This is a genomic window from Pseudomonas sp. CC11G (assembly GCF_056174845.1).
Window position 1 is genome coordinate 1 of sequence record NZ_JBWBZC010000039.1, and the last position, 22,413, is coordinate 22,413.

Annotated in this window: 16 protein-coding genes and 3 pseudogenes; 10 read left to right on the forward strand and 9 right to left on the reverse strand. The window is 63.0% G+C overall.

Going from position 1 to position 22,413, the window contains the following annotated elements; translation table 11 throughout:
* Positions 1-141 precede the first annotated feature (141 nt).
* On the reverse strand, positions 142-753 hold the full coding sequence (locus AC0V2S_RS25990) for an MFS transporter (protein WP_475512237.1): 612 nt from the start codon (positions 751-753) through the stop codon (positions 142-144).
* A gap of 129 nt (positions 754-882) precedes the next feature.
* Here AC0V2S_RS25990 and AC0V2S_RS25995 point away from each other — a divergent pair, with 129 nt between their 5' ends.
* Together AC0V2S_RS25995 and AC0V2S_RS26000 are read left to right on the forward strand one after the other, a co-directional pair.
* A complete protein-coding gene (locus tag AC0V2S_RS25995) occupies positions 883-1,377 on the forward strand; it encodes a winged helix-turn-helix transcriptional regulator (RefSeq protein ID WP_475512238.1) in 495 nt (164 codons plus the stop codon).
* A complete protein-coding gene (locus AC0V2S_RS26000; RefSeq protein ID WP_475512239.1) occupies positions 1,340-1,699 on the forward strand; it encodes a YciI family protein in 360 nt (119 codons plus the stop codon). Before AC0V2S_RS25995 ends, AC0V2S_RS26000 begins: the two co-directional genes overlap by 38 nt.
* 54 nt (positions 1,700-1,753) lie before the next feature.
* On the opposite strand, the pseudogene AC0V2S_RS26005 reads toward AC0V2S_RS26000, so the two are convergent.
* The 4 genes and pseudogenes from AC0V2S_RS26005 to AC0V2S_RS26020 form a co-directional block, all read right to left on the reverse strand.
* Positions 1,754-4,041, reverse strand: a pseudogene (locus AC0V2S_RS26005) (TonB-dependent receptor).
* Positions 4,042-4,122: 81 nt separating this feature from the next.
* On the reverse strand, positions 4,123-5,241 hold the full coding sequence (locus AC0V2S_RS26010; protein WP_475512240.1) for an aryl-sulfate sulfotransferase: 1,119 nt from the start codon (positions 5,239-5,241) through the stop codon (positions 4,123-4,125).
* A 64-nt stretch (positions 5,242-5,305) separates the two neighbouring features.
* A complete protein-coding gene (locus AC0V2S_RS26015) occupies positions 5,306-6,265 on the reverse strand; it encodes an ABC transporter substrate-binding protein (RefSeq protein WP_475512241.1) in 960 nt (319 codons plus the stop codon).
* A 254-nt stretch (positions 6,266-6,519) separates the two neighbouring features.
* Positions 6,520-7,686, reverse strand: a pseudogene (locus AC0V2S_RS26020) (IS3 family transposase); the annotation flags it as partial.
* Between the two features lie 40 nt (positions 7,687-7,726).
* Between AC0V2S_RS26020 and AC0V2S_RS26025 the strand changes: the two are divergent.
* Both AC0V2S_RS26025 and AC0V2S_RS26030 read left to right on the forward strand, forming a co-directional pair.
* The gene (locus AC0V2S_RS26025; protein ID WP_475512242.1) at positions 7,727-8,875 is read left to right on the forward strand and encodes a GlxA family transcriptional regulator; all 1,149 of its coding nucleotides are present in this window, start codon (positions 7,727-7,729) and stop codon (positions 8,873-8,875) included.
* Positions 8,876-8,878: 3 nt separating this feature from the next.
* Positions 8,879-10,015 (forward strand): MFS transporter, encoded by a 1,137-nt coding sequence (locus AC0V2S_RS26030; RefSeq protein ID WP_475512243.1) that lies wholly within the window; start codon positions 8,879-8,881, stop codon positions 10,013-10,015.
* 67 nt (positions 10,016-10,082) lie between these two features.
* Here the strand turns inward: AC0V2S_RS26030 and AC0V2S_RS26035 are convergent.
* From AC0V2S_RS26035 to AC0V2S_RS26050, 4 genes and pseudogenes are all read right to left on the reverse strand, one after another.
* Positions 10,083-12,448: pseudogene (locus AC0V2S_RS26035) on the reverse strand (CehA/McbA family metallohydrolase domain-containing protein).
* Between the two features lie 36 nt (positions 12,449-12,484).
* Positions 12,485-13,234, reverse strand: coding sequence for an ABC transporter permease (locus tag AC0V2S_RS26040; RefSeq protein ID WP_475512244.1), 750 nt, complete (start codon positions 13,232-13,234; stop codon positions 12,485-12,487).
* Positions 13,235-13,242: 8 nt separating this feature from the next.
* Positions 13,243-14,232 (reverse strand): ABC transporter substrate-binding protein, encoded by a 990-nt coding sequence (locus AC0V2S_RS26045; protein ID WP_475512245.1) that lies wholly within the window; start codon positions 14,230-14,232, stop codon positions 13,243-13,245.
* Positions 14,233-14,242: 10 nt separating this feature from the next.
* Positions 14,243-15,067, reverse strand: a complete 825-nt coding sequence (locus tag AC0V2S_RS26050; protein WP_475512246.1) for an ABC transporter ATP-binding protein — start codon at positions 15,065-15,067, stop codon at positions 14,243-14,245.
* 119 nt (positions 15,068-15,186) lie between these two features.
* Between AC0V2S_RS26050 and AC0V2S_RS26055 the strand changes: the two genes are divergently transcribed.
* From AC0V2S_RS26055 to AC0V2S_RS26080, 6 genes are all read left to right on the forward strand, one after another.
* Entirely contained in the window at positions 15,187-15,915 is a 729-nt protein-coding gene (locus tag AC0V2S_RS26055; protein ID WP_475512247.1) for a GntR family transcriptional regulator, read from the forward strand.
* 92 nt (positions 15,916-16,007) lie between these two features.
* Positions 16,008-16,961, forward strand: coding sequence for a fatty acid desaturase (locus AC0V2S_RS26060; RefSeq protein WP_475512248.1), 954 nt, complete (start codon positions 16,008-16,010; stop codon positions 16,959-16,961).
* A complete protein-coding gene (locus AC0V2S_RS26065) occupies positions 16,958-17,740 on the forward strand; it encodes a phosphate/phosphite/phosphonate ABC transporter substrate-binding protein (RefSeq protein WP_475512249.1) in 783 nt (260 codons plus the stop codon). The genes AC0V2S_RS26060 and AC0V2S_RS26065 overlap by 4 nt, the downstream gene beginning before the upstream one ends.
* 211 nt (positions 17,741-17,951) lie before the next feature.
* On the forward strand, positions 17,952-18,458 hold the full coding sequence (locus AC0V2S_RS26070; protein WP_475512250.1) for a sigma-70 family RNA polymerase sigma factor: 507 nt from the start codon (positions 17,952-17,954) through the stop codon (positions 18,456-18,458).
* Complete coding sequence (locus tag AC0V2S_RS26075) at positions 18,455-19,405, forward strand: FecR domain-containing protein (RefSeq protein WP_475512251.1); 951 nt, start codon at positions 18,455-18,457, stop codon at positions 19,403-19,405. The genes AC0V2S_RS26070 and AC0V2S_RS26075 overlap by 4 nt, the downstream gene beginning before the upstream one ends.
* Positions 19,406-19,607: 202 nt before the next feature.
* Entirely contained in the window at positions 19,608-22,247 is a 2,640-nt protein-coding gene (locus tag AC0V2S_RS26080; RefSeq protein ID WP_475512252.1) for a TonB-dependent receptor domain-containing protein, read from the forward strand.
* The last annotated feature ends 166 nt before the right edge of the window (positions 22,248-22,413 follow it).

Here is a 22,413-nt window from a genome sequence, read left to right on the forward strand (position 1 = left end):
ACCGACCAGGCCAAACGCGCCGATGGCGGTATGGCTAAAGCCATAAGGCGGCGCGCTCAAAGGCATACCAGGCCGCTCCAGAGAATGTTGAAGGCCGCGAACATAAAAAACGCCAGCATGCCGCGGGTTTGCAGCACACGGTCATGGCGCAACAGGCTGAGCATCGACGCGAGCAATTGCCGGTAGCTGAGCGTGACTACCCCGTGTGCGCCTACGGGCAGCTGCCGCCATAACACCCCTACCAGCACCAACATCAACACGGCTGAAACGCCATACACACTGCGCCAGCCGGCCAGGTCGCTCACTGCACCGGCAAACATCCGCGCCAGCAACAGGCCGAAAACACCCCCGCCCTGGGCCACCCACCACCCGCCCCTGCTCGTGCGGCGCCGCGCTGCTGGCAGCGAGCGCGATCAGCCCCTGCGTCATGGCGGTGCCCAGCAAACCGACAGCCAGCATGCCCAGCAGCAAGAACAGCGTGGTGCTGGCCAGCGCCACGCCTACCAGTGCCACGACCAGCGCTAGCACCTGAACCAGCAGCAAACGTCGGCGTTCAACCCGATCACCCAGCGGCACCAGCAACAGCAGCGATAACGCGCAGCCTGCCTGCGTAGCCGTCACCACCCCGCCCACCGTCGTCAGGCTGATACCAAAGTCGGCGGCCAGTGCATCCAGCAACGGCTGCGCGTAATACACATTCGCCACGCTTAGCCCACTGGCGATGGCAAACAACAGCACCAAGGCGCGGGACATGCGCGGCACAACCTTCAAAGAAGGCGTAGATACGTTCATACAGGACACCTGGTTTCAAATTAAAACCAGTTGAAGGCTAGCCAGTCTGGTTTTAAAGTGCAACCACATTACCCCTCACCGAGAACCACCATGGCCCGCCGCTCGAATGAACAGGTCGAACACTGCCCCGTTGCACGCTCGGTCGATTTGATTGGCGATCGCTGGTCACTGCTGATCGTGCGCGACGCCTTCGACGGCAAGCACCGCTTCAGCGACTTCCAGCGCAGCCTGGGCATGGCCCGCAATATCCTCGCCGACCGCCTGCGCCAACTGGTGCAGGCCGACATCCTCAGCAACCGCCCCGCCTCCGATGGCAGCGCGTATTCCGAATACGTGCTGACGCCGCGCGGTGAGCGTCTGTTTCCGTTGATCGTGGCGTTGCGCCAATGGGGGGAGGCGCACTTGTTTGGCGGCGATGAACTACATTCGCTATTGATCGAAAAAACCACCGGCCAGCCGCTGCCCTTGATGACGCCCTTGGCGGCCGATGGCTCGCCGTTGCTGCCGGCAGATACCGAAGTGCACAAAGTGGATCAGGAGACAGGCGATGCGCGTGATGGTGTTGGTAAAGGCCACAACCGATAGCGAACAAGGGCTGCTGCCCTCCGCTGAACTGCTGGAAGCGATGGGCGCATTCAACGAGCAATTGATCAGCGCCGGCATCATGCAGGCCGGCGATGGGCTCAAGCCGTCTTCGCAAGGCAAACGTGTGGCCTTTGATGACGCGGGCCGTACGGTGATCGATGGGCCATTTGCGGCTACCAGCGAGTTGGTGGCCGGGTTCTGGTTGTGGGAGGTGAAGGACCTGGACGAGGCAGTCGCCTGGGTGAAGCGCTGCCCCAATCCCATGCCGGGGCCGAGTGAAATCGAGATTCGGCCGTTGTATGAGATGGCGGATTTTCAGTAGTCCGCATAGATCAAAAGCTCGAGGCTTCAGCCTCGATGCTTTTGATCTTCAAACTCAGAAATCGTACCGCCCCGTCACCCCCAATGTCCTTGGCGTACCAAGCACCCCGGTGTAAGCCCCATTCGGCGAATTCCACAGCGTGGTGTAGTAGGTCTTGTCGAAGGCGTTTTTCAGCCACAGCGACACATCCCATTGCCCGTCATTCAGCTCGCCACGCAAGCCGGTGGCGAAGTTGACCACGGCGTAGCTCGGCAGCTGCGCTTCTTCTGAATCATCAATGGTGCCCACCGCGTGGGAGCGCCAGGCGTAGTTGCCGTTCACGTACGGTTGCAGGCCGTTATCGAGGTTCCATTGGTAGCTGGCGCTGGTGTTGAAGATCCATTTCGAAGCGCCGACCACTTCGTGCCCACTCAATCACACACGAGGCCGGCGCACCGGGCGCAGGGCCACTTCGGCCGGGCATGGGGCGTCGTCGTAGGTCATGTAGCGCACGTCGTTCCACGAGCCGTTGGCGCTCAGGGTCAGGCCGCGCAACGGGCGCCAGGTGCTGTCCAGTTCCAGGCCACGGCTGCGCACGTGCCGGCGTTGGTGAGGTAGCTGGTGAGGTTGGCGTCGTCGTAGGCGTTGGTCTGGTAGCCGTGGATTTGCGTCCAGAACAGGTTGGCGTTCAGTAGCAAACGCTTATCCAGCAAGGTAGTTTTCACCCCCAGCTCAGCGTCGTTGGCGCGCTCGCTGCCGATCAATAGCGAGTCGGCGCCGGCCACCGGAGCGCTGGCGACGCTGAGGTTGACCCCGCCGGACTTCTCGCCGTGGGACAACGAGCCATAGGCCAATACCTGATCGTTTACATGCCAGGCCAGACTGGCCAATGCCGACGGGCTGAAGCTGTACAGGCTGAGGTCGCCGGAGTCGTACGCCCCTACCCTCGCATTGCGCGCGGTGGCCGCTGCGCCGGTGACGGCGGCGCCACCGGTGGGCGCATCGCGGGTTACGTCGGCCAACTTGCGCTCGTAGGTGCCGCGCAGGCCGAGGCTGAAATCCACCGCCGGGCTCAGGTGCCAGGTGCCTTGGGCAAATAGGGCGAAGCTGTCGGTATCGACGCTGCCATTGCCCACGGTGCTGACGTTGTTCAGCGCCCCTTGCGGCGTGCCGTTCCAGGTGTCGGCCAGCGGGCCGTAGTAGGTAAAGACCTTGTTCTGCATTTCCTGGCGGAAGTAGTAGGCGCCGAGCACGTAGTCGAAATGTTCGCCAATCGGTGAGGCCAGGCGCAGCTCCTGGGAGTACTGCTTGTCGCGCGCTGACTGGCCGACGTTGTGCATCACTTCCACGTTCAGTTCATCGTCGTTGCGCGGTGTGAAGTCCCACCAGCGGTAGGCGCTGATGGAGGTGACGGTGAAGTCGTTGGGCAGCGTCCAGTTGGCTTCCAGCGAAGTGCCGCCCTGGAACACGGTGACGCGCTGGTCGGCGTTAAGGTTTACGTGGCGACCATCTACCAACGTGGCGCCGACGGCGGCAGCCCGTTGCTCGTAGCGGTTCACTCCGTTGATGGTCGGCCCGGTACTAAACAGCGAGCGGGTGCCGGCGCTGGAGTTTTCTTCGTTGTAGTCGGCAATCCAGCGCAGGTTGAAATCTTCGCTGGGTTTGTAAAGCAACTGGCTGCGAAAGCCCTGGCGCTTGCCGCCGCCCAGTTCATGGTCGTTGAAGTCGTTTTTTACATAGCCATTTTCTTCGGTGTGGTAGGCCGAAATACGCCCGGCAACCGTCTCGCTCAACGGGCCGGAAAAACTGCCCTGGGTTTGCGCATAACCGTCTTCGCCGATGGAGGTGGCAATCGTGCCTTGCGGGGTAAAGGTCGGTTTGCGGGTGGTGATATTCAGCACCCCGGCCGTGGTGTTCTTGCCGAACAGCGTGCCTTGCGGGCCGCGCAGCAGTTCCATCTGTTCCACATCGAGCAGGTCAAACACCGCCATGCCCGGTCGCCCGAGGTAAACGTTATCCAGGTAGATGCCGGCGCTGCCTTCCAGGCCATCGCTGGCCGGGTTATTACCCAGGCCGCGAATGGACAGGCTGGACTGGCGCGCATGCATAAACGCCACGTTCACGCTGGGCATGGCCTGCTGTAAATCCTGCAGGCGATACAGGCGTTGTTCTTCCAGGGCCTGGCCGCCGAGCACGCTCATGGCGGTGGGCACCTGCTGGGCGTCTTCGCTGCGCCGCCGGGCTTCGACGGTGACGGTTTGCAGGGTGGGTTCGGCCGAGGCCGGCAGTTCGTCGCCTACGGCGGGAAGCAGGGGCAACAGGGATAAAGCGCTGACGCAGAGGTGGCGCGCAGAAAGAGTCATCAGAACATCCTTTGAAGATGAGTCGATAGTTCGCTGCGCGTGGTCTGCGTAAGCGGGATCGTAACGGTTAGTGGAGTGAAATCAGTCGCGCAGCCAAGGCAGGTCGGCACGCTGGTAACGGTGGGCGCGGAAGATCGCGTTGTTCTCGCCCGGCAGGTACTTGCGCGAGGCTTCGTCGGGGTACGCGGCGAAGTGCGGGTTGATGTATTCCCACACCACTTCACCGGCTGGCGTCACCTCAAACAGACGGCCAAAGTTGGCCTCGGTGATCAGCGTATTGCCGTTGTGCAGCCGCTGCGCGCCGCCCATAAATGGGGTGAAAAACGCATAGCCGGGGGCATCGCTGTATTGCCATTCGATGCGCTGGGCGATGGGGTCGATTTCCAGCACGCGGGAAAACGGCATGGACACATGGGGCCGCGAAATGCCGTTGTCGAACACCAGCACGTTGCCGTTTTCCAGTTCGCTCGGGCAGTGCTGCTGCGCCACCAGGTCATGGCCCAGACGCCACAGCACGTTGCCGCTGTTTTTATCCACGGCGATCACCGACGACACGCTGCGCATACTCAAGATCACCTTGCCATCACGGCCCGGCGACACGGCGTTGGTCATCGGCCAGTGATACCGCTCGAAAGTGCTGTGCAGCGGGTAGTCTTCGGGCTGCAAGTGCTCCCAGCTGCGCCACTCCCACACCACTTCACCGGCACGGTTTACCTCTTTCACCACGTCGGCATAAATCACCCCGCCGACGGCTTCGCTGCCGGGAATACCGCCCTGCACGCGGCTGGCCAATTCAGGGCTCAGCGGCTCGACGGTGGTGTACAGCAGGTTGCCGTTGGCGAGCCATTGGGCGTCGTGGTGATGGAGCAGATCGGTGTGCTGCCACACCACTTCGCCTTCGGGCGTCACTTCGCTGAACGCGCCGCCGTGCCACACCGACCAACCGGGAAACAGCTCGGGCGAGTCCGGGTGGTTGCCGTTATAGCCGAGGTTGCCGTTGGGCAAAATCACGGCATCGCGGCCGGGGCGTTGCGGCAGTTTCCAGCGGTGCACCAGCTCGCCGTCGAGGTCGACCAAAAAGACCTGGCCATCGGCGGTCTGCGGCGCAAACAGGGTGTAGCCGCCGGCGCTGCGTTCGTGGTCGACGGCCACCAGGCCGGTTTTATGGCGTTTCAAGGTGGTGCGGTGCAAGGCAGGCATGGCTTTTCTCCGGGTGAGTGAGGCCCTGCCGGCTGCGCCAGCAAGGTCGAAATCGAGCTAGGGGTTAGGGCAAGCGGGCGTTGAAGCGGTCGTCGAAACCGGCCGTAACATCCAACGGTTTGGGGATCAGGCGCTCGGCGGCGAAGGCATCGGCCAGGCGCTGTTGCAAGGCGATGATCGAGGCGTCGATGGGCACGTAATGCAGGCTTTGCTTGGCCAGCATTTCTTCCACCAGCGGCAACGGCAGGCGCGTGGTTTGCGTCAGGGCTTTGGCCCAGTCGGCCGGGTGGGCCGTCGCCCAGTCTTGCGCTCGGGCCAGGCGGGCCAGCAGGTCGCCCAGCTGCGCCGAGCGCTCGGGATCATCCAGGGCTTGCTGGCTGGCGACGGTAAAATTCAGCCCGGTTTCGGCCCAGGCGCTGCCGTCTACCAATACCCGGCCGCCACGTGCGGTCGCCTGGCCCACGAACGGATACCAGACGGCCCAGGCATCCAGCCGATCCGCCGCGAAGGCGTTCTGGCCGTCTACCGGGCTGACGTACGCCACGTTGATATCGCGGGTGGTAAGCCCGGCTTGGCGCAAGGCGGCCAGCAACAGGTAATGGCCGCTGGAGCCTTTGGCCACGGCCACGCGCTTGCCTTTCAGGTCGCTGATCGATTGCGCTGTGGAACCTTCAGGCACCAGCACGGCGTTGTTATTCTGCGCGCCGTTGGCCACGCCGATAATGCGCACCGCAAAGCCACCGGCCTGGGCAAACACCGGCGGCGCATTGCCGACCACGCCGACATCTACCGCGCCGGCGCTGAGGGCTTCCAGCAGCGGCGGGCCGGCCATAAAGGGGTGCCAGCTGAGGGGGAAGTCGAGGTGCTGGTCTTCGCCGGCGGCCTGTAGCAAGGCTTGCACCAGGCCGCTTTGGTCGCCGACTTTCAATGCGCTGGCGGCGGTTGCCGAATGGCTCAACAACAGGCCTGTGATGCAGAGCAGCGCGGTTAAAGCAGACTTGGCAGAAGCAGGAATAAACGGCATTGTCGCGCTCTCACTTTTTGATGTTGCCAGTATGTCGAGCCCGGTCATGTCGCTCCATGCCAAACACCCCTCCTTTGCTGCCAAACAGACTCAAATGCTCTGCTCCCTTCTCGCGGGAGAGGGGCCGGGCAAACCAAGTCAAATGCTCTGCTCCCCTCTCCCGCTTGCGGGAGAGGGGCCGGGGGTGAGGGCCGGGGCCACCGCAGCTCCCACCGCAACTCCCACCACCGCTCCCCCTCACCCTGAAGTGGTCAACTAAAACTAGACACCGGTTTAGGTTTAACCAGCCAGCGCTTCGCGCGCTGCTGGTGTTTGGTATTCGTTGTAGCTGTGTGGGCGTTGATGGTTGTAGTACTCGGTGATGTAACGCAGAACATCGCGCTCGGCCAACTCCTGCGTTGTATACCCCAACGAAGGGATCCATTCTGACTTGAGGCTCCTGAAGAAACGCTCCATAGGTGCGTTATCCCAGCAGTTACCCCGCCGACTCATGCTCTGGCGAATCTGATAACTCCAAAGCAATTGGCGAAACGCCAGGCTGCTGTAATGGCTGCCCTGGTCAGAGTGAAAAAGCAGTCCTTGAGGGCATCCGCGAGCCTCAAAGGCGACGCGCAAAGCGCGTTTCGTAAGCTGCGAGTCCGCCCGATCAGAGATGGCCCAGCCGACAATTCGTCGTGCATGTAGATCCATTACAACCGCCAGATAGATCCAGCGCGCGCCAGCCCAGAGGTAAGTCACGTCGCCGCACCACACTTGGTTTGGCTTGCTGGTGGTGAACTGGCGATTCAGTTCATTGGTGGCAATAACGCTTTCACCGTCTGCTTGACGGTACTTATGGCGGCGATGTTGAGTACTGAACAAACCGGCTTCCTGCATCAAACGCCCAGCGAGAAAACGCCCAACCTTAAATCCCTCTTTGCGCAAGGCCGCCGAAAGACTCCTCGCGCCCGCAGATCGCCGGCTTTGAGCATGCAATGTCATTGCACGCTGGCGCAAAAGATCACGCTGCAACGACTCCTTTTTGCGGCTCTGACGCTCAGCATAGAGGCTGCTGCGGTTCACTTCGAACAAGCGACAAAGCAGTGCACAAGGGTATTGCTCGCCCAATGCCTCGACCAGGTGAACTAGTCGAGCGCGCCCGACATCAAGAGAGCGGTAGCCTTTTTTAGAATCTCTTTCTCCTGCTCCAAGCGGCGAACCTGCTTTTCCAGATCCTGAATGCGCCGCTGCTCAGGCGTCAGAGCCTTGCTGCGCTCAGGTGTTCGGCCGTTGCGCTCAAGCGTTAATTGTTCGACCCAACGGCGCATGGCCGTTTCTCCCACACCCATCGCCTTGCAGGCTGCCGGTACTGAGTAGCCCTGGTCCACAACCAGACCCGCTGCTTCCAGTTTGAATTCCGAACTAAACACTCTTCTGTTCATATCCACCTCTGCTGTGGGCGAATCTTAACGCCCTATCGAGGTGTCCAGAATCATTAGGCCACTTCACCCCAACCCTCTCCCCCAAGGGGGCGAGCGGGTAAACAGCGTACAACGCACCATCGTCGTCCTAGCCTTCGACGCCGCCCTCCTCTTAAACGGCGCCGGCCCCCTCGAAGTATTCGCCGCCATCCCCCGCGTACTCGGCGGTCCGTTCGCCGCCCAATCACCGTACCGCCTGCTACTCGCCTCCCCGCAAGGCGGCCTGATCGCCACAGTCTCCGGCATCGAAGTCATGACCCGTTCCCTGGCTGACCTCGACCAGGAAAACCTGCACATCGACACCCTGCTCGTCGTCGGCGGCCCCGGCATGACCGCCGTCGAAGCCAGCGAACCGGTCTGCACCTGGCTGCGCGAACGCCAACCCAGCATCCGCCGCCTCTGCTCGGTCGGCACCGGCAGTTTTGTACTCGCAGCCGCCGGCCTGCTGGACGGCCGCAAGGTGGTCACTCACTGGAAATTCGCCGACGAACTGGAAGCCCACTACCCCGCCGTCACCTGCCAGCGCGATGCGTTGTACCTGCATGACGGCAACCTGTGGACGTGCGGCGGAGCGGCCGCCGGCATCGACCTGGCTCTGGCCCTGGTGGAACAAGACCTCGGCCCCCATGCCGCATTGGCGTTAGCCCGTTACTTCACCGTGTTCCTCTGGCGCTCGGCCGAACAGCCGCAGCTCAGCGCCTCGCTGCAAGCGCAGTCCAACGCGCTGCGCACCGACCCGGACGTGCGCATGGCGCGCCTGCATGCCTGGATCGCCTCCAATCTGGACAGCGACCTGCGCGTAGAACGCCTGGCCGAACAATTCGGCATGAGCCCACGGCACTTCGCCCGCGCTTATGTCGCCGCCACCGGCGATACGCCCGCGCAAGCTGTCGAAACCTTGCGCCTGGAAGCCGCCTGCCGCTTGCTGGAAACCACCGGTGAGCCGATCAAACGCATTGCCGAAACCGTGGGCTTTGGCCGCGAAGAACGCATGCGCCGCGCCTTTCAGAAAGAACTCGGCACCAGCCCGCTGGGTTATCGCACCCAGGCCAAGGCGCCGCAGGTAGGCGTGCCGACGCCGTCTGCCGGGCAAACCGGCTACCGCCAAACCTCCTCACTGGGCATTGCCCTCGAACGCCTGGCGCAATAACTGATGACTGCCGATTTACGCCTCGCCGACCGCCACTCCCGCTTCGCCGCCCTGACCCTGGGCATGGCGTTGCCCACCGACGTGCTGCTGTATTTGCTGTTGCCCATGTATGCCAGCGACTTTGGCCTCAGCCTGGCCGAGGTTGGCGTGTTGCTGGCGGCCAACCGTTTGGTGCGCATCGTGGGGTATGGCGCGGTATCGCGTTTCTATGGCCGCCATGGCGACCGGTTGACCTCGACTCTTGCCGTTATCACCGCTGGTATTTGCGCGCTGGGTTACACCACGCTCTCCGGCGTTTGGGCACTGCTGCCGTTGCGCTTGTTGTGGGGCCTGGCCTTCGCCGCGCTGAATCTTTCCAGCCAGGTGCTCGCCACCGCGCAGCCGTTGGGCGTGGCCCGCCGCTCCGGGCGAGCGCGGGCCTTTACCGCCTTGGGGCCGATGATTGCGTTACCCACGGGCGCGGCCGTCGCCTTGTGGCTTGGTCCGCGGCCGATCTTTTTTGCCCTGAGCCTGGTGGCGATTGCCGGCTTGCTGATGGCCAGGCGCTTGCCGATGCAGCCCCACGCGCTGACCACCCGGCGCGGTATTCGCCTGCCCAGCCGCCTGGACTTCTGGTCGTTTCTCGAAGGGCTGACGCTCGACGGGCTGTTTATCATCGGCCTGTCGTACCTGGGCAAAGACCTGTTTCCCGGCGGCGCCGTTATGGCGGCGGCCTTGCTGATGGCGCTGCGTTATCTGGGCGAACTGCTGCTGAGCCCGGTGGGCGGCCATCTAGCCGATAAATACGGCGCACAGAAGTTGCTGGTGAGTCTGTCTTTGCTGACGTCGGTGAGTTTGGTGGGCTTTGGTGCGGGGTGGTTGTGGAGTTGTGCGGCGGCCATTGTGGTGCTGCGCGCGCTGCAACTGCCGTTGGTGGCGCCATTGGTAACCCAGCGCAGCCCGGGGCCGGAGCGAGTGCAGGCGTTGGCGGCGAACTCGGTATGGCGCGATATCGGCGCCGGGGCCGGGCCGTTGCTGGCCGGCGCCCTGCTGCCGATTGTGCCGAGTGTGTGGATGTATGGCGTAGCGGCGTTGCTGTTGGCGGTGTCGGCCGTGCTTTCGGTGTTGCCTTCCACAACAAAGTCAAAAACTCGAGGCTGAAGCCTCTCCCACAAGAGCATGCATCCCTGTGGGAGAGGCTTCAGCCTCGATTCCTGCAAACACCGGTTTACACAGTGACAAACAACGCCGACGTCCAAACCCGCGACTGATCACGTTGGCGTGCCGTGATAAACAACGGGTGCTCACGCCCAGCGTCCAGCTTCAGGCTATCCACCTCGATGCGCCCTGCCACTTCCCGCGGCAACGCCTGCTCGGTAATCCGCTCCAGCGACACCTGCAACTCCGCCCCCGCCAATTTCTCGATTACGGCGCCCTGCTCCAGCAACTGCGAACCTGAAACCTGCACGCTCACCGTAGGCGCATGCACATGGGGGTGCGGCTGCAACGCGTCGCCAACTTTCACATAGCTATCCACCCGACTGTTGAGGCTGACGCGCGCACCCGCCAGTTGCGACAGCTCGATTTCCAGGCTATCGGTGTCGCCATTGGTGTCGGTCCGGAATGCCAACGTGGTGGCGTTTTTGCGCCAGACAGTTTGTTCCGGTGGTCGGCGCCGAGAAATTGGAAGCCGTTGATGACGGCGCCGGTGATCTCGATTTCGCCAGTCCAGTAAGCACCGCGATAACGGTCTTTGATCCGCGCACCGCCCAGGCGGACCCGCACACGGCGACTGGAAAGCCCAGCCTCTTCGTGCAGGTTGCGGGACCAGATGCACTGCTCGCCATCGAACAATTCCACCTGCTCCCAGCCGGCATCTCCCAGCAGGCGATAGTCCAGGGTTTGCCCGGCGGCGGCGCTTACCACGTCGCCCATCAGATGCTCACCCTGGCGCAACACGGCAACACTGCGTTCACCCGTGGTGGCGAAGGTATGCCGGGCACGCAGGGCTTTGCCCACGCCGGCGCGGTCGAAGGCGTCGGCGATGACGCGGTCAATCCGCCGCGCGATCCAAACACCGCCGTGGCCGGCACGCCGCCGCCGCAACGGCCCTGGTGTTCGTCGCTGTTGGCAGCCGCGCCAACGCGGTAGCCGCGCTGCAACGCTTCGGCATACACCCAGTGAAACTGGCCCCAGGCCGAGCCCACTTCAATCAACCGTTCCAGCTCCGGGTGGTGCCAGTCGAGGTTGCAGCGGCGCCCGCCCACGTGCGGCATCATCAAATGCCCTTCGGGTTTTTCGCGTAGGCGGCGTATAGCTCATCTACCGGCCAGGCACCGGGCTTGATGGTGCCGGCGGTAAATTCGTTCCACTCGAACGAGCGCACCAGGCGGCCTTGGTTATCGAACGGAAACTCCGGTTTGCCGTCGTGCAGAAACACCACATTGCGGTCGCCGCCGGCGCAGGAATTGCCGCACCACTCGGTGCCGGGGTAGCAGACAAACCGCCCCGCTTCGTTCAATTCGGCGATCAGTTCCACTGCCGCGTCCCAGCGTTTTTCGGTGATATTGAAATCGTTGGCGGTGTAACCCAACACATCCAAACCGGCCACATCGCGGCCGTAGCTCAGGTTGTAGAGGGTGTCGTTGGTGCCCACGGTGTCATCGGAATGCACATGGAGGTCGGCGTACAGCGGACGAATGCCGGGCAGTGCGTGATCCACATTGATATACGCCTGCGCGGCGGCTACACCGGCTTCGGCGGGCTGCACGCTAACGGACCATTCGCCCAGCTCTTCCAACTTCAGCGCTGGCAACCGCGCCACGGCCCAGCCTTCGGCGGCCAACGTAAACGGCACGCCGAGGCTGCTGCCTTGCGGGCCGTTAAGCAGCACCTTGCCGGTCAGCGGCAGATTGCGGCAGGTGTTGCCCCAGGCATCATCGGCGCGAATCAGCACATCGAACGGCTGCGCTGGCCCACCAGGCGCGGCACGATAACTAGCAAGCGCTCCGGCACACCGGGCACGATATCGAGCAGCAAATCACCCGGCACTTCGGCAAATTTCGAGCTGCCCAGCGGGTCGATAAACAGGCGCAGGCGGAAGTCTTTTTCGACAAAGCTCTGCACCCGCGTGCCGGCCCCGCCCTGACGACGGTCGCCAATCCGAATCACGATCCGGTCGCCAGGGTTCAAATAGCCGTCGACGATATCGATCAGGATGGCTTTCTGAAACGGCCGCTCATGGCCCTTCTGGTCGAAGCGCACGTTCAGGTGCTGCACGGTGGCCGGGCTTTGCCCTGGCACCAGTTCGCCGGCCTGGTATTCGGCGCTGACGTAGTTGGCAGCGTGGGGGTCGGAGGTCTGGAACAGCGCCCAGTCGGAATAGAATTTAAAGGCCAGCTTGAGCCACGCACCGTCGGCCAGGCCGCTGGCGCCCACTTCGTAGACGAAGGTGATTTCGTCCCATTGGCCGGCCACCAGGGTTTGGCGGTCGCAGCGAATGCTGCCGAGAAACGGCCGCGCTTTATTGCGCGCGTACAGGCCGACGGGGGCGATGTAATGCCCGGCTTCACGGGGGTCGAAGGTCTGGCTCACAGGTAGCTCCTCTGCACAGAATTAAACGGCGCGCGCTCAGGCCGCGCGCCAGGATTGGTAGTGCCGCTCGATACGGCGAAACACCAGGCTTTCCATCAGCCAGGCGAGCAGCCCGATCAGCACGATGCCCAGCAGCACCTGGCTGCTGTTGCCGATCTGCCCGCCCATGGACACCATCCAGCCGATGCCCTGCGAGGCGCCGATCATTTCCGCCGCCACCAGCGCGCGCCAGCCTTGGCTAAAGCCGATACGCAGCGCGGCGGTCAGAAACGGCAAGGATGCCGGCAGGTAGACGTAAGCAAGCAATTGCCAGCGGTTGGCGCCCAGGGTGCGTGCGGCGCGCACTTCGCCTTCGCGAATACCCAGCACGCCTTCCTGAATGGTCACGGCCATGGGGAACACCGCGGCGATAAAAATCACCAGGGTGATGGAGAAAAAACCAAAGCCGAAAATGATCAGAATCAGCGGCGCCCAGGCGATCGGCGGAATGGCCATAAACAGGCTGTTGAGCGGCGAGATAAAGTCGCGAAAATGCCGCGACAACCCCGCCACCCCACCGAGCACCACCGCCACCAGCACCGCACTGAAAAACCCGGCCAGCTCTTCCAGCACGCTGGCCCTGAACTGCTTCCACAGCGAGCCGTCCTCAATCCAGCGCAGTGCCTCGGCCGCCACCACCCAGGGCTGCGGCAGTACGTAGCTGGGAAAGCGGCTGGCCAGGGCCATCCACACCAGCAGCAGAAACGGCAGCGAGGCCCAGCCCCAGTTGGCTTTTGGCAGATGCATGGCGAGACTCAGCGCGAGGCTTTTTGCAGGTAAGAGGTGTCGACCAGATCCTTGAGGGGAATCTGCGCGTCCATAAACTTCAGGTCGTTGGAGTAGTTCATCAGGCGCTGAATAAACTGCAGATCAGCGTCTTTCAACTCCGCCGACCAACCCAAACGCTTACGCGCTTCGGCCACAATTTCTACGCCGCTTACACTGCTGCCATCAGCGCGCTGCACGGCTTCCAGCTTGAAGGCGTCGGCGATGATCTTGTTGGCTTCAGCCGGGTGTTCGTTGAGGAAGGCGATGGCTTTGCGGTGGGCGCGCAGCAGTTTCACCACATCATCGGGCCGGTCACGCAGGGTTTCCGGCAAGCCGATCACCACGTACCACGGGTACTGCGGCAGGGCCTGATTGACGTCCAGCAGCAGGCGCGCCGAGCCGCGCAGCAAGGCCTGGCTGACAAAGGGTTCCCAGCTGAATGCTGCATCCACAATGCCGCGGTCCAGCGCCGCGTTCATATTGCCCGGCGGCATATCGACGATTTCCACGTCGGTGTCCGGCTCAAGTTTGGCGTTCTCTTTCAGCACGTAGCCGCGCAGCAGCACGTCCATGCCGCTGCCCTTTTTCACCCCGGCCAACTTGTGGCCTTTGAGGTCGGCCAGGGTTTTGATCGGGCCGTTGGCGCTGGTAAGCACGGCGGCCTGGCCGTAGTTCACTTTGGCCAGAATCACGCTCTTCAAACCGCGTGCATACCACTGGTAAACCGGCGGCGTGCCCACGTAGGCCACGTCCAGTTCATGGGCGGCCAGGGCTTGCTGAATCACCGGGCCATCGCCCAGCGCCTTGACGTCGACGGCCAGGCCTTCGTCCTGAAAGTACCCCAGTTTTTCCGCAACAATCACCGGCGCGTTGGCCATCGCCATCACGTACCCGATGCGCAGCGGTTCGGCGGCCTGGGCGCCGCTCAGCCAGGTGGAAGCCGCCAGGGCGACCGGCAGAAGCAGTTTTTTGAACATGAAATTCTCGTTATCCGAAGGTGGGCTCAAGGAGCGACGACGACTGCGCCATGACGTCGCCGATGCGTTCCATCAGCTCGTTGCGATAGTCGAGAAAGGCCGGCAAGCGGCGGGTTTCACGGTTGGTGCGGGGGCGCGGCAAGTCGATGGCGAGCTCGCTATGGATGCCCCCGGGGGCGATGTTCAACACCACGACGCGGTCGGCGAGAAACACCGCTTCGTCGATGTCATGGGTGATAAATAAAACGGTCTGGCCGAGCGTCGCCCACAGGCGCAGGGTTTCTTCATTCATGCTGTTGCGGCTGATGGCATCCAGCGCAGCGAAGGGTTCGTCCATCAGCAATACACGCGGCTCGAGCGCCAGGGTGCGGGCCAATGCCACGCGCTGCTGCATGCCGCCTGAGAGCTGGCGTGGCAGGCGGTCGGCGGCGCTTTCCAGGCCCACCAAGCGCAGGTAATGCATGGCTTGTTCGTACTGCTGCACGCTGTTTTTGTCGCCCGCCAAACGCAGGCCAAACCGCACGTTTTCCAGCGCGCTCAGCCAGGGAAACAGCTGCGGGCTCTGGAACACATAACCCAGTGCCGGCAACTCCGGACGCGTTGGCTGCCCGTCCACCAACAAGCGCCCGGCCTGCGGTTGCTGAAAACCGGAGAGCAGATTGAGCAGCGTGGTTTTCCCGCAGCCCGAGGGGCCGAGAATGGCCACGAACTCGCCCTGCTGCGCACTCAGGTTCAGGTTGCTGAACACCGTGTGACCGTTGGCATAGGCGAAGTCCACTGCTTCTATGCGCAGGGCATCGGGACGGGCGGCGAGTTGGGTTTGAAAGTGGGACATGGCAAGGTACGTCAGGTCATTTATACTGTCTGTGGTCGTCATAATACGTATTAATACAAGTTAACCCAAGACTGAAAAGCCATAACCTTAGAATCAACCCAGCAACGGACACCCACACCGTGACACTGCAGCGCGAAAGCTCCACCTCTCTGTACGAGCAAATTGCTCAGCAACTCCTCACTGAAATTCAGCAAGGCCAGTTCGGCGCGCTGGGCAAACTGCCGTCTGAATCGGAGTTGGTGGAGCGTTTTCAGGTGAGCCGCGTCACCATCCGCTTGGCGCTGGCCAAGCTTGGCGACGACGGCGTGGTGGAGCGCAAACAAGGCAAAGGCACCTTCGTGGCTGCGCAACAGGTGCGCCACGATCTCGATGCACTGCGCAGCTTTCACGACTCCCTGGTACTGCAAGGGCTTAAGCCGAGCATGCAGATGCTCGGGCAGCAGTTGGTGGAGGTGCCGGAGGAATTGGCGGAGCTGTTCAGCGGCCAGTGCGTGAATGTGGAACGCCTGCATATCGTCGACGACGAACCCATCGCCTTTGCCCGCAGCTACCTCACCGCCGAGCTGGCCGACGTCGACTGGCAAGCCGCTGCGCAGGAGCCGCTGTATTCGGTGCTGGAGCGCGTCACCGGCAAACCGGTAAGCCGCGCCGACATGGCCATCCGCGCCCGCGAAGCGGATAAAACCCTGGCCCAGCACCTGGGGGTAAAACGCGGCACGGCGCTGCTGGTGATGCAGCGCACCTCGTGGTTTGACGACCAGCAATGCTGCGACCGCACCACGTTTTATATCCGCCCCGAGCGGTATGAATTTGTACTGAGCGGCGTATTTAAAACGCGTCAGGCATAAGGCTATTCCCAAACGATCTGCAAGATTTCCCCGCCCCGCACCACACCCCAAGTAAGCAGCGCTGATTCGCTGCAACTTTTGGGGAACGTGGTATGCAACACACGAACTGGCAGCGCCTGCGCGCAGGCCTGGAACAGGATCGCTTCGGCCGGCAGGAATGGCCGACATGGCTACTGCTGATCGGCGTGCAAGCCGCCTGGTTCGCCGTGCTCTGGGCCAGCCCGCAGTTGGGCGTTTGGCTGAGCACTGCGCTGCTGATTCCCTTGGTGACCCTGTGGATGTCGGTGCAACACGAAGTGCTGCACGGCCACCCGACGCGCCTGCCGTGGCTGAACAAAGCGTTGGCCTATGGCCCCTACGCGATCTGGTACCCCTACACGCTGTACCGCGACAGCCACCTGGCGCACCACCGCGATGAAAGCCTGACGCTGCCGGAGGTCGACCCCGAAAGCCGCTACCTGCACCCGGAGCACTGGCAAGGCTTACCCGCCGTTGCCCGCGCGTTGCATTGGCTGAATAAAACCGTGCTGGGCCGGTTACTGATTGGCGCGCCGCTGGCCTTGGTTGGGTTGCTCGTGAGCGAAGGTCGGCGCTTGCTGCGTTTTGAGCGCCAGGCGTGGCTGATGTGGAGTTGCCATGGCCTGCTGTGCGCGGCGGTGCTGTGGTGGGTGCAGCGCTACAGCGCGTTGTCGGCGGTGCATTACGTGGCCCTGGTCAGCGTGCCGGCTCTAGCGCTGGGCATGCTGCGCTCCTTTTACGAACACCGCCCGGCGGCCGAACCGGCGCAACGCAGCGTGCTCAATGAAGCGGGCTGGCCGTGGCGCTGGCTGTTCCTCAACCTCAACCTGCACCTGGTGCATCACGATCTGCCGTGGCTGCCGTGGTATCGGCTACCCTCGATTTATCGCGCGCGGCGTGAGTATTGGCTGGCACGCAGTGGCGGTTTTCTGGTCCATGGTTATGGCCAGCTGATTCGCCAACACGGCGTACGCCCGGTCGACAATCCGACCCATCCCCTGGTTAGCGCGCAGGAACACCAGCCATGAACCGCGGCCATGCCGAACTGTTGATGTACCCGGCGCCAGAGCCCGTTCGCGAGGCCAGTGAGCGGTGGTTGGCGCGCACCCTGCCACTGCTGGAGGCCGAACGCTTGCCGTGGCGTGGCACTGACTTGCACGCCCTCTTCCGCTCGCCGGATTTGCTGCTGACGCAAACCTGCGGCTACCCGCTAATGACTCAATTGCGCGGCCAGGTAAGGCTGATCGGCCGCCCGGATTTCGATCTTCCCCACAGCCATAACGGCGAGCATTGCAGCCTGTTGCTAATTCGCGACGACGAGCCGCGTAACAGCCTGCAAGCCCTGCGCGGCTGCCGAGGGGCGGCCAATAGCCTGGACTCCAACACCGGCATGAATCTGCTGCGTCACGCCTTGGCGCCCTGGCAGCAGGACGGGCGTTTTTTCTCAAGTCTGGAACTTAGCGGCAGCCATCGGCGGAGCCTGGCGTGGTTGCGCGAAGGCCGGGTGGATCTGGTCGCCGTGGACAGCGTGACCTTCGCCTACCTGGCGCTGTACGCCGCCGATGAAGTGGCCGGTCTACGCCTGCTGCAAACCAGCGCGCCGAGCCCCACCTTGCCCTATATCACCGCTGCAGATGAGGCACAGGCGGAGCGTATTCGCGTCGCGCTTAATCAGGCATTGGTTGATGAGCCAGAGGTGGCGCAGGTGTTACGTATTCGTCAGGTGCTGCCGGCGAGCGAAGTGGATTATCAAGTGCTGCTGACGTACGAGCGCCACGCCGCTGAGCTCAGACTCGCCACTCTCTAACGTAGGATGGGTAGAGCATCGCGAAACCCATCAATGCGGTCCGGGCCGAAACCGCGATGGGTTTCGCTGCGCTCTACCCATCCTACAACCCTCATAGACGTAAAATGAATATCCGTAGCTAATAACGCTATTTTTAAAGAATAAGAGCTCTTGCTAGCATGCCCCCACCGGAACACCGGACTCCCATGCCTTTTCCGTTTTTGGAGCCGTTATGTCCGGTGCCGACAATTCCCATGGCCACTACGTTGGCCTGCTGTTCAGCCAGCACTATGACTGGCTGCAAGGCCGGCTACGGCGGCACTTGGAGTCCCGTGCCAGCGCCGAAGACCTGGCCGCTGAAACCTTCGCGCAGATTCTTGCCAGCCCCGCCATGGCGCCCATCCGTGAGCCGCGCGCCCTTCTGACCACCATCGCCCGCCGCTTGCTGTACCAACTCTGGCGCCGCCGCGACCTGGAACGCGCCTACCTCGACAGCCTGGAGCCGGATGCCGCCGACGAGCGCTCCCCCGAGCAGCTCGCCGAACTGCTGGAGGCGCTGCAACGCATTGATCAACTGCTCGACGGCTTGCCGGCCAAGGTAAAGGCGACGTTTCTGCTGTCCCAAGTGGACGGCCTCACCTACCCGGAAATTGCCCTGGCGTTGGGCATCTCCCAGCGTTCGGTCAGCGACTATATGGCCAAGGCGCTGCAACGCTGTTTGCGGGTAAGCCTGGTATGAGCCGCGACCAATCCGCCCTGATCGAGCAAGCCAGCGAATGGCTGGTGCTCTTGCGCTCCGGCAACGCCAGCCATGAAGACCTGCAAGCCTTCGCCGCCTGGCGCGCCCGTGACAGCCGGCACCAGCAGCTGTGGGACAACCTGGAAAAAACCCTGGAAGTGTTCCGCGTACCAGCGGCGCAAGGCCTGCGTGGCGACCAGCTGCAGCGCACGCTGAATGCCGCCGGCAGCAGCCGTCGCCAACTGCTGCGCGGGGCGCTGGTGGGCGCCGGGGTCGCCATCGGTGTCGGCCTGCTGGCCAACCAGCGCTGGCCGCTGGGAGAACTGAGCGCCGACTTCGCCACCGCCACCGGGCAGCGCCAACGCCTCACGCTGGATGACGGCAGTGAGCTAGTGCTAAACGCCCGCAGTGCCGTGGATATCGACTTCACCCCGCAACGCCGTTTGCTGCGCCTGCGCGCTGGCGAGGTGCAAGTGCGGGTGGCCGACGATAACCGCCCCCTGGTGGTGGCCAACCCGTTCGGCCAGATCGGCAGCCAGGGCGGCCAACTGCAGGTGCGCTTGAGCGAAGAACGCTGCTCGGCCCTGGCACTGAATGCACCCCTGGAGCTGGTCACGTTCGGCGGCGAGCGGCGCACCTTGGCCAGTCGCCAACAGATCAGCTTCAACCAATACAGCTTCGGCCCTGCCACGCCGCTCTTGGGAGGCGAAGGCGCCTGGGTGGATGGATTACTCGAAGTGCGCAACCAAACGCTGGGCGATGTATTGGAGGCGCTGCGGCCGTACCGCAACGGTGTGCTGCGGGTCGACCCGGCGGTGGCCAGCTTGCGGGTAAGCGGGCTGTATCGGCTGGATGACAGCGACCAGGTGCTCGACACGTTGGCGCGCACGTTGCCGATTCGTATCGCGCGGCGTAGTGATTTGTGGGTGAGCGTGGGGCCGGCGTAAATCGTTATGGCGGCAAAAGCATCGAGGCTGAAGCCTCTCCCACAAGTGACTGCAATCCACTGTGGGAGAGGCTTCAGCCTCGATGTTTTTAACCCCGTTCTAACGACATAACCAAACGATCTGCAAGTTTCCCGCAAGCCGCGGCACAACCCTGACGTAAGCGCTGCAAGGAGCGGCGTCGCTAAAAGATTTGGGGGAAGTTATGTCGCGTCATTCGCTGTTCGCCCGCAAGGCATCCACGCTGGCCTTTGGTTCGCTCGCTGCGTTGTGTCTCGGTTCGGCGCTGGCCGCCGGCCCGGCGCAAACCTATCACCTGGCACCCGGCCCGCTGGACGACGTGCTGTTGTCCATCAGCCGCCAGAGCGGCCAGGTGATTTCCTTTACGCCGGATGTCGGCAGTTACTCCTCGGCCGCCGTGGAAGGCAGTTACGACCCGCAGCAAGCGGTAGACGCCGCCCTCGCCGGCACCGGCCTGCAATTGCAGGTAAGCGATGACGGCGCCTTTGTCATTCGCCAGGCCGCGAAACGCCCGAGCAGCCAACGTGCCGGCGGCGCAGCAGTGGACAGCAGCATTCCGACCCTTGATCGCGTAGTCGCCATCGGCACCCGCCGCCAGGACGCCACCGCCCTGACCAGCAGCGCGCCGGTGGATGTGATCTCTTCCAGCGAACTGACCCAGACCGGCGCCACCAGTCTTAACCAGGCGCTGTTCCAACTGGTGCCCTCGTTCAACTTCCCACAGAACCAAAGCGCCACCCGCGGCCAGGACCCCAAGGGCGCATCCCTGCGCGGCCTGTCTCCGGACCAGACCCTGGTGCTGATCAACGGCAAACGCCGGCATGCTTCGGCGGTGGTGAACATCTCCGGCGGCGTACCGTTTATTGGCGCCCAGTCGGTCGACCTGGACATGATCCCCATCAGCGCCATCGACCATGTGGAAGTGCTGCGTGACGGCGCCTCGGCGCAATACGGTTCCGATGCCGTGGCCGGGGTGCTGAATATCGTGCTCAAAGAGCGCGACAGCGGCGGCCAGGCCAACGCGCAACTGGGCAAATACAGCCAGGGCGACGGCTTCAGCAAGTCGGCCGATGGCTGGTACGGCCTAGGCTTGCCGGGCGACGGTTTTCTCACCCTGAGCTTCAACGGCCTCAATAACAAACCCGACGATATCGGCGAAGACTACTACGCCAACGGCGAGCACCAGGACCCACGCTGGGGCGGCGCCAGCCGGGAAAAATACAACCTGGCCGCCAACGCCGAAATCGGCCTGACCGATGCCTGGCGCCTGTACAGCTTCGCCACGTACGGCCGCGACACCTCGTACAACAACACCCCGCCGTTGCTGGCCGACAGCCCCAACAACGTGCCGCAAATCTACCCCAACGGCAGCATTCCGCAGTACCGCTACCACTACGAAGACGCCGCGCTCACCGCCGGTTCGCGCTACGAAGATGAAAGCCTCGGCCGCTTCGACTTCTCCGCCACCTACGGGCGCGACAAACACACCGAACGCGCCTCCGACACCGTCAACCCGAGCTATGGCGTGGCCAGCCCAACCCGTTTCGACGTGGCGACGCTGATCAACGAACAGACCAATATCAACCTCGACTACGGCCGCGATATCGACGTGGACTGGGCCTTCAAGCCCGTCACCCTTTCCGCCGGCCTGGCCTGGCGCGACGAGCGCTACCGCCTGCAGGAAGGCGACTTCGCCTCGTACTCCTACGGCGGCATCGACGGCGTGGCCGTGGGCGCCGTGCAAGCCTCCGGCCTGATGCCCGACGACGCCGCCACCTACACCCGCGAAGTGGGCGGCTTTTACGTAGGCCTGGAAAACCAGCTGACCGAGCGCTTCCAATTCGGCCTGGCGGGCCGCACCGAGCACTACTCCGACTTCGGCGACACCACCACCGGCAAGCTGTCGGCGCGCTACGAACTGACCCCGCAAGTGGGCCTGCGCGCCACCATCAACAACGCCTACCGCGCGCCGACCCTCGGCCAGATCGGCACCTCATGGACCACCACCACCAACGTCGATGCCGACGGCAACCCGGTGCTGACCCGCATGCTGCCCGTCGACAACCCGGCCGCCCGCGCCCTGGGTGCGGAAAAACTGAAACCGGAAAAATCCAACAACTACTCCCTGGGCCTGGTATGGCGGCCAAGCGAGCACGCCTCGTTGACCGTGGACACCTACCAGATCGACATCCACGACCGCATCCTCTACAGCGGCGGCATCTACGGCCCCGAAGCAGAAGCGATTCTGACCGCCGCTGGTTACGGCCAATACAGCTGGGCGCAATTCATGACCAACGCCGCCGACACCCGCACCCGTGGCGTCGACATCGTGGGCAAATACAACCTGGAGCTAGCCCAATACGGCAAGCTGGCCCTGTCCGCCGGCTACACCAAAACCCGCACTACCGTCGAAAAAATCCACGAAAACCGCAACGGCTTCACCACCGTTACCCGCGAATCCGAAGGCTACCTGGAACACGGCTACCCCGAAGACAAGCTGATACTGGGCGCCGTACACAGCATTGGCGCCTGGACCATCAGCCTCTACGAAACCCGCTTCGGCGAATACCGCAAATACGCCTCCTCCGAAGAAGCCTCGCAATACGACCAGACCTTTTCCGCGCAATGGATCACCGATCTGGACCTGAACTACGCCTTCACCAAAGCGCTCAAAGTGTCGGTCGGCGCCAACAACCTGTTCGACAGCAAACCCGACACCTACAACGACCAACTGCGGCAGACACCGTCGCAGCAATACAGCTTCCTGTCGCCGGCCGCGCCCGAAGGCACGTTCTACTACAGCAAAGTGACCTACGATTTCTGACGGAGGATCAAAAGCATCGAGGCTGACCGGAGCGCCGGACCGGCCTCTCCTACAGGAACCCGCTTTTGCTTCGGCTTGTGATCTGGCTTGTGATCTGGCTTGTGATCTACCCGCCCCTTTAGCGCCAGGCCGAGCGTAGTCGTTGCGTAAGGGGTCGTAGCGGCCG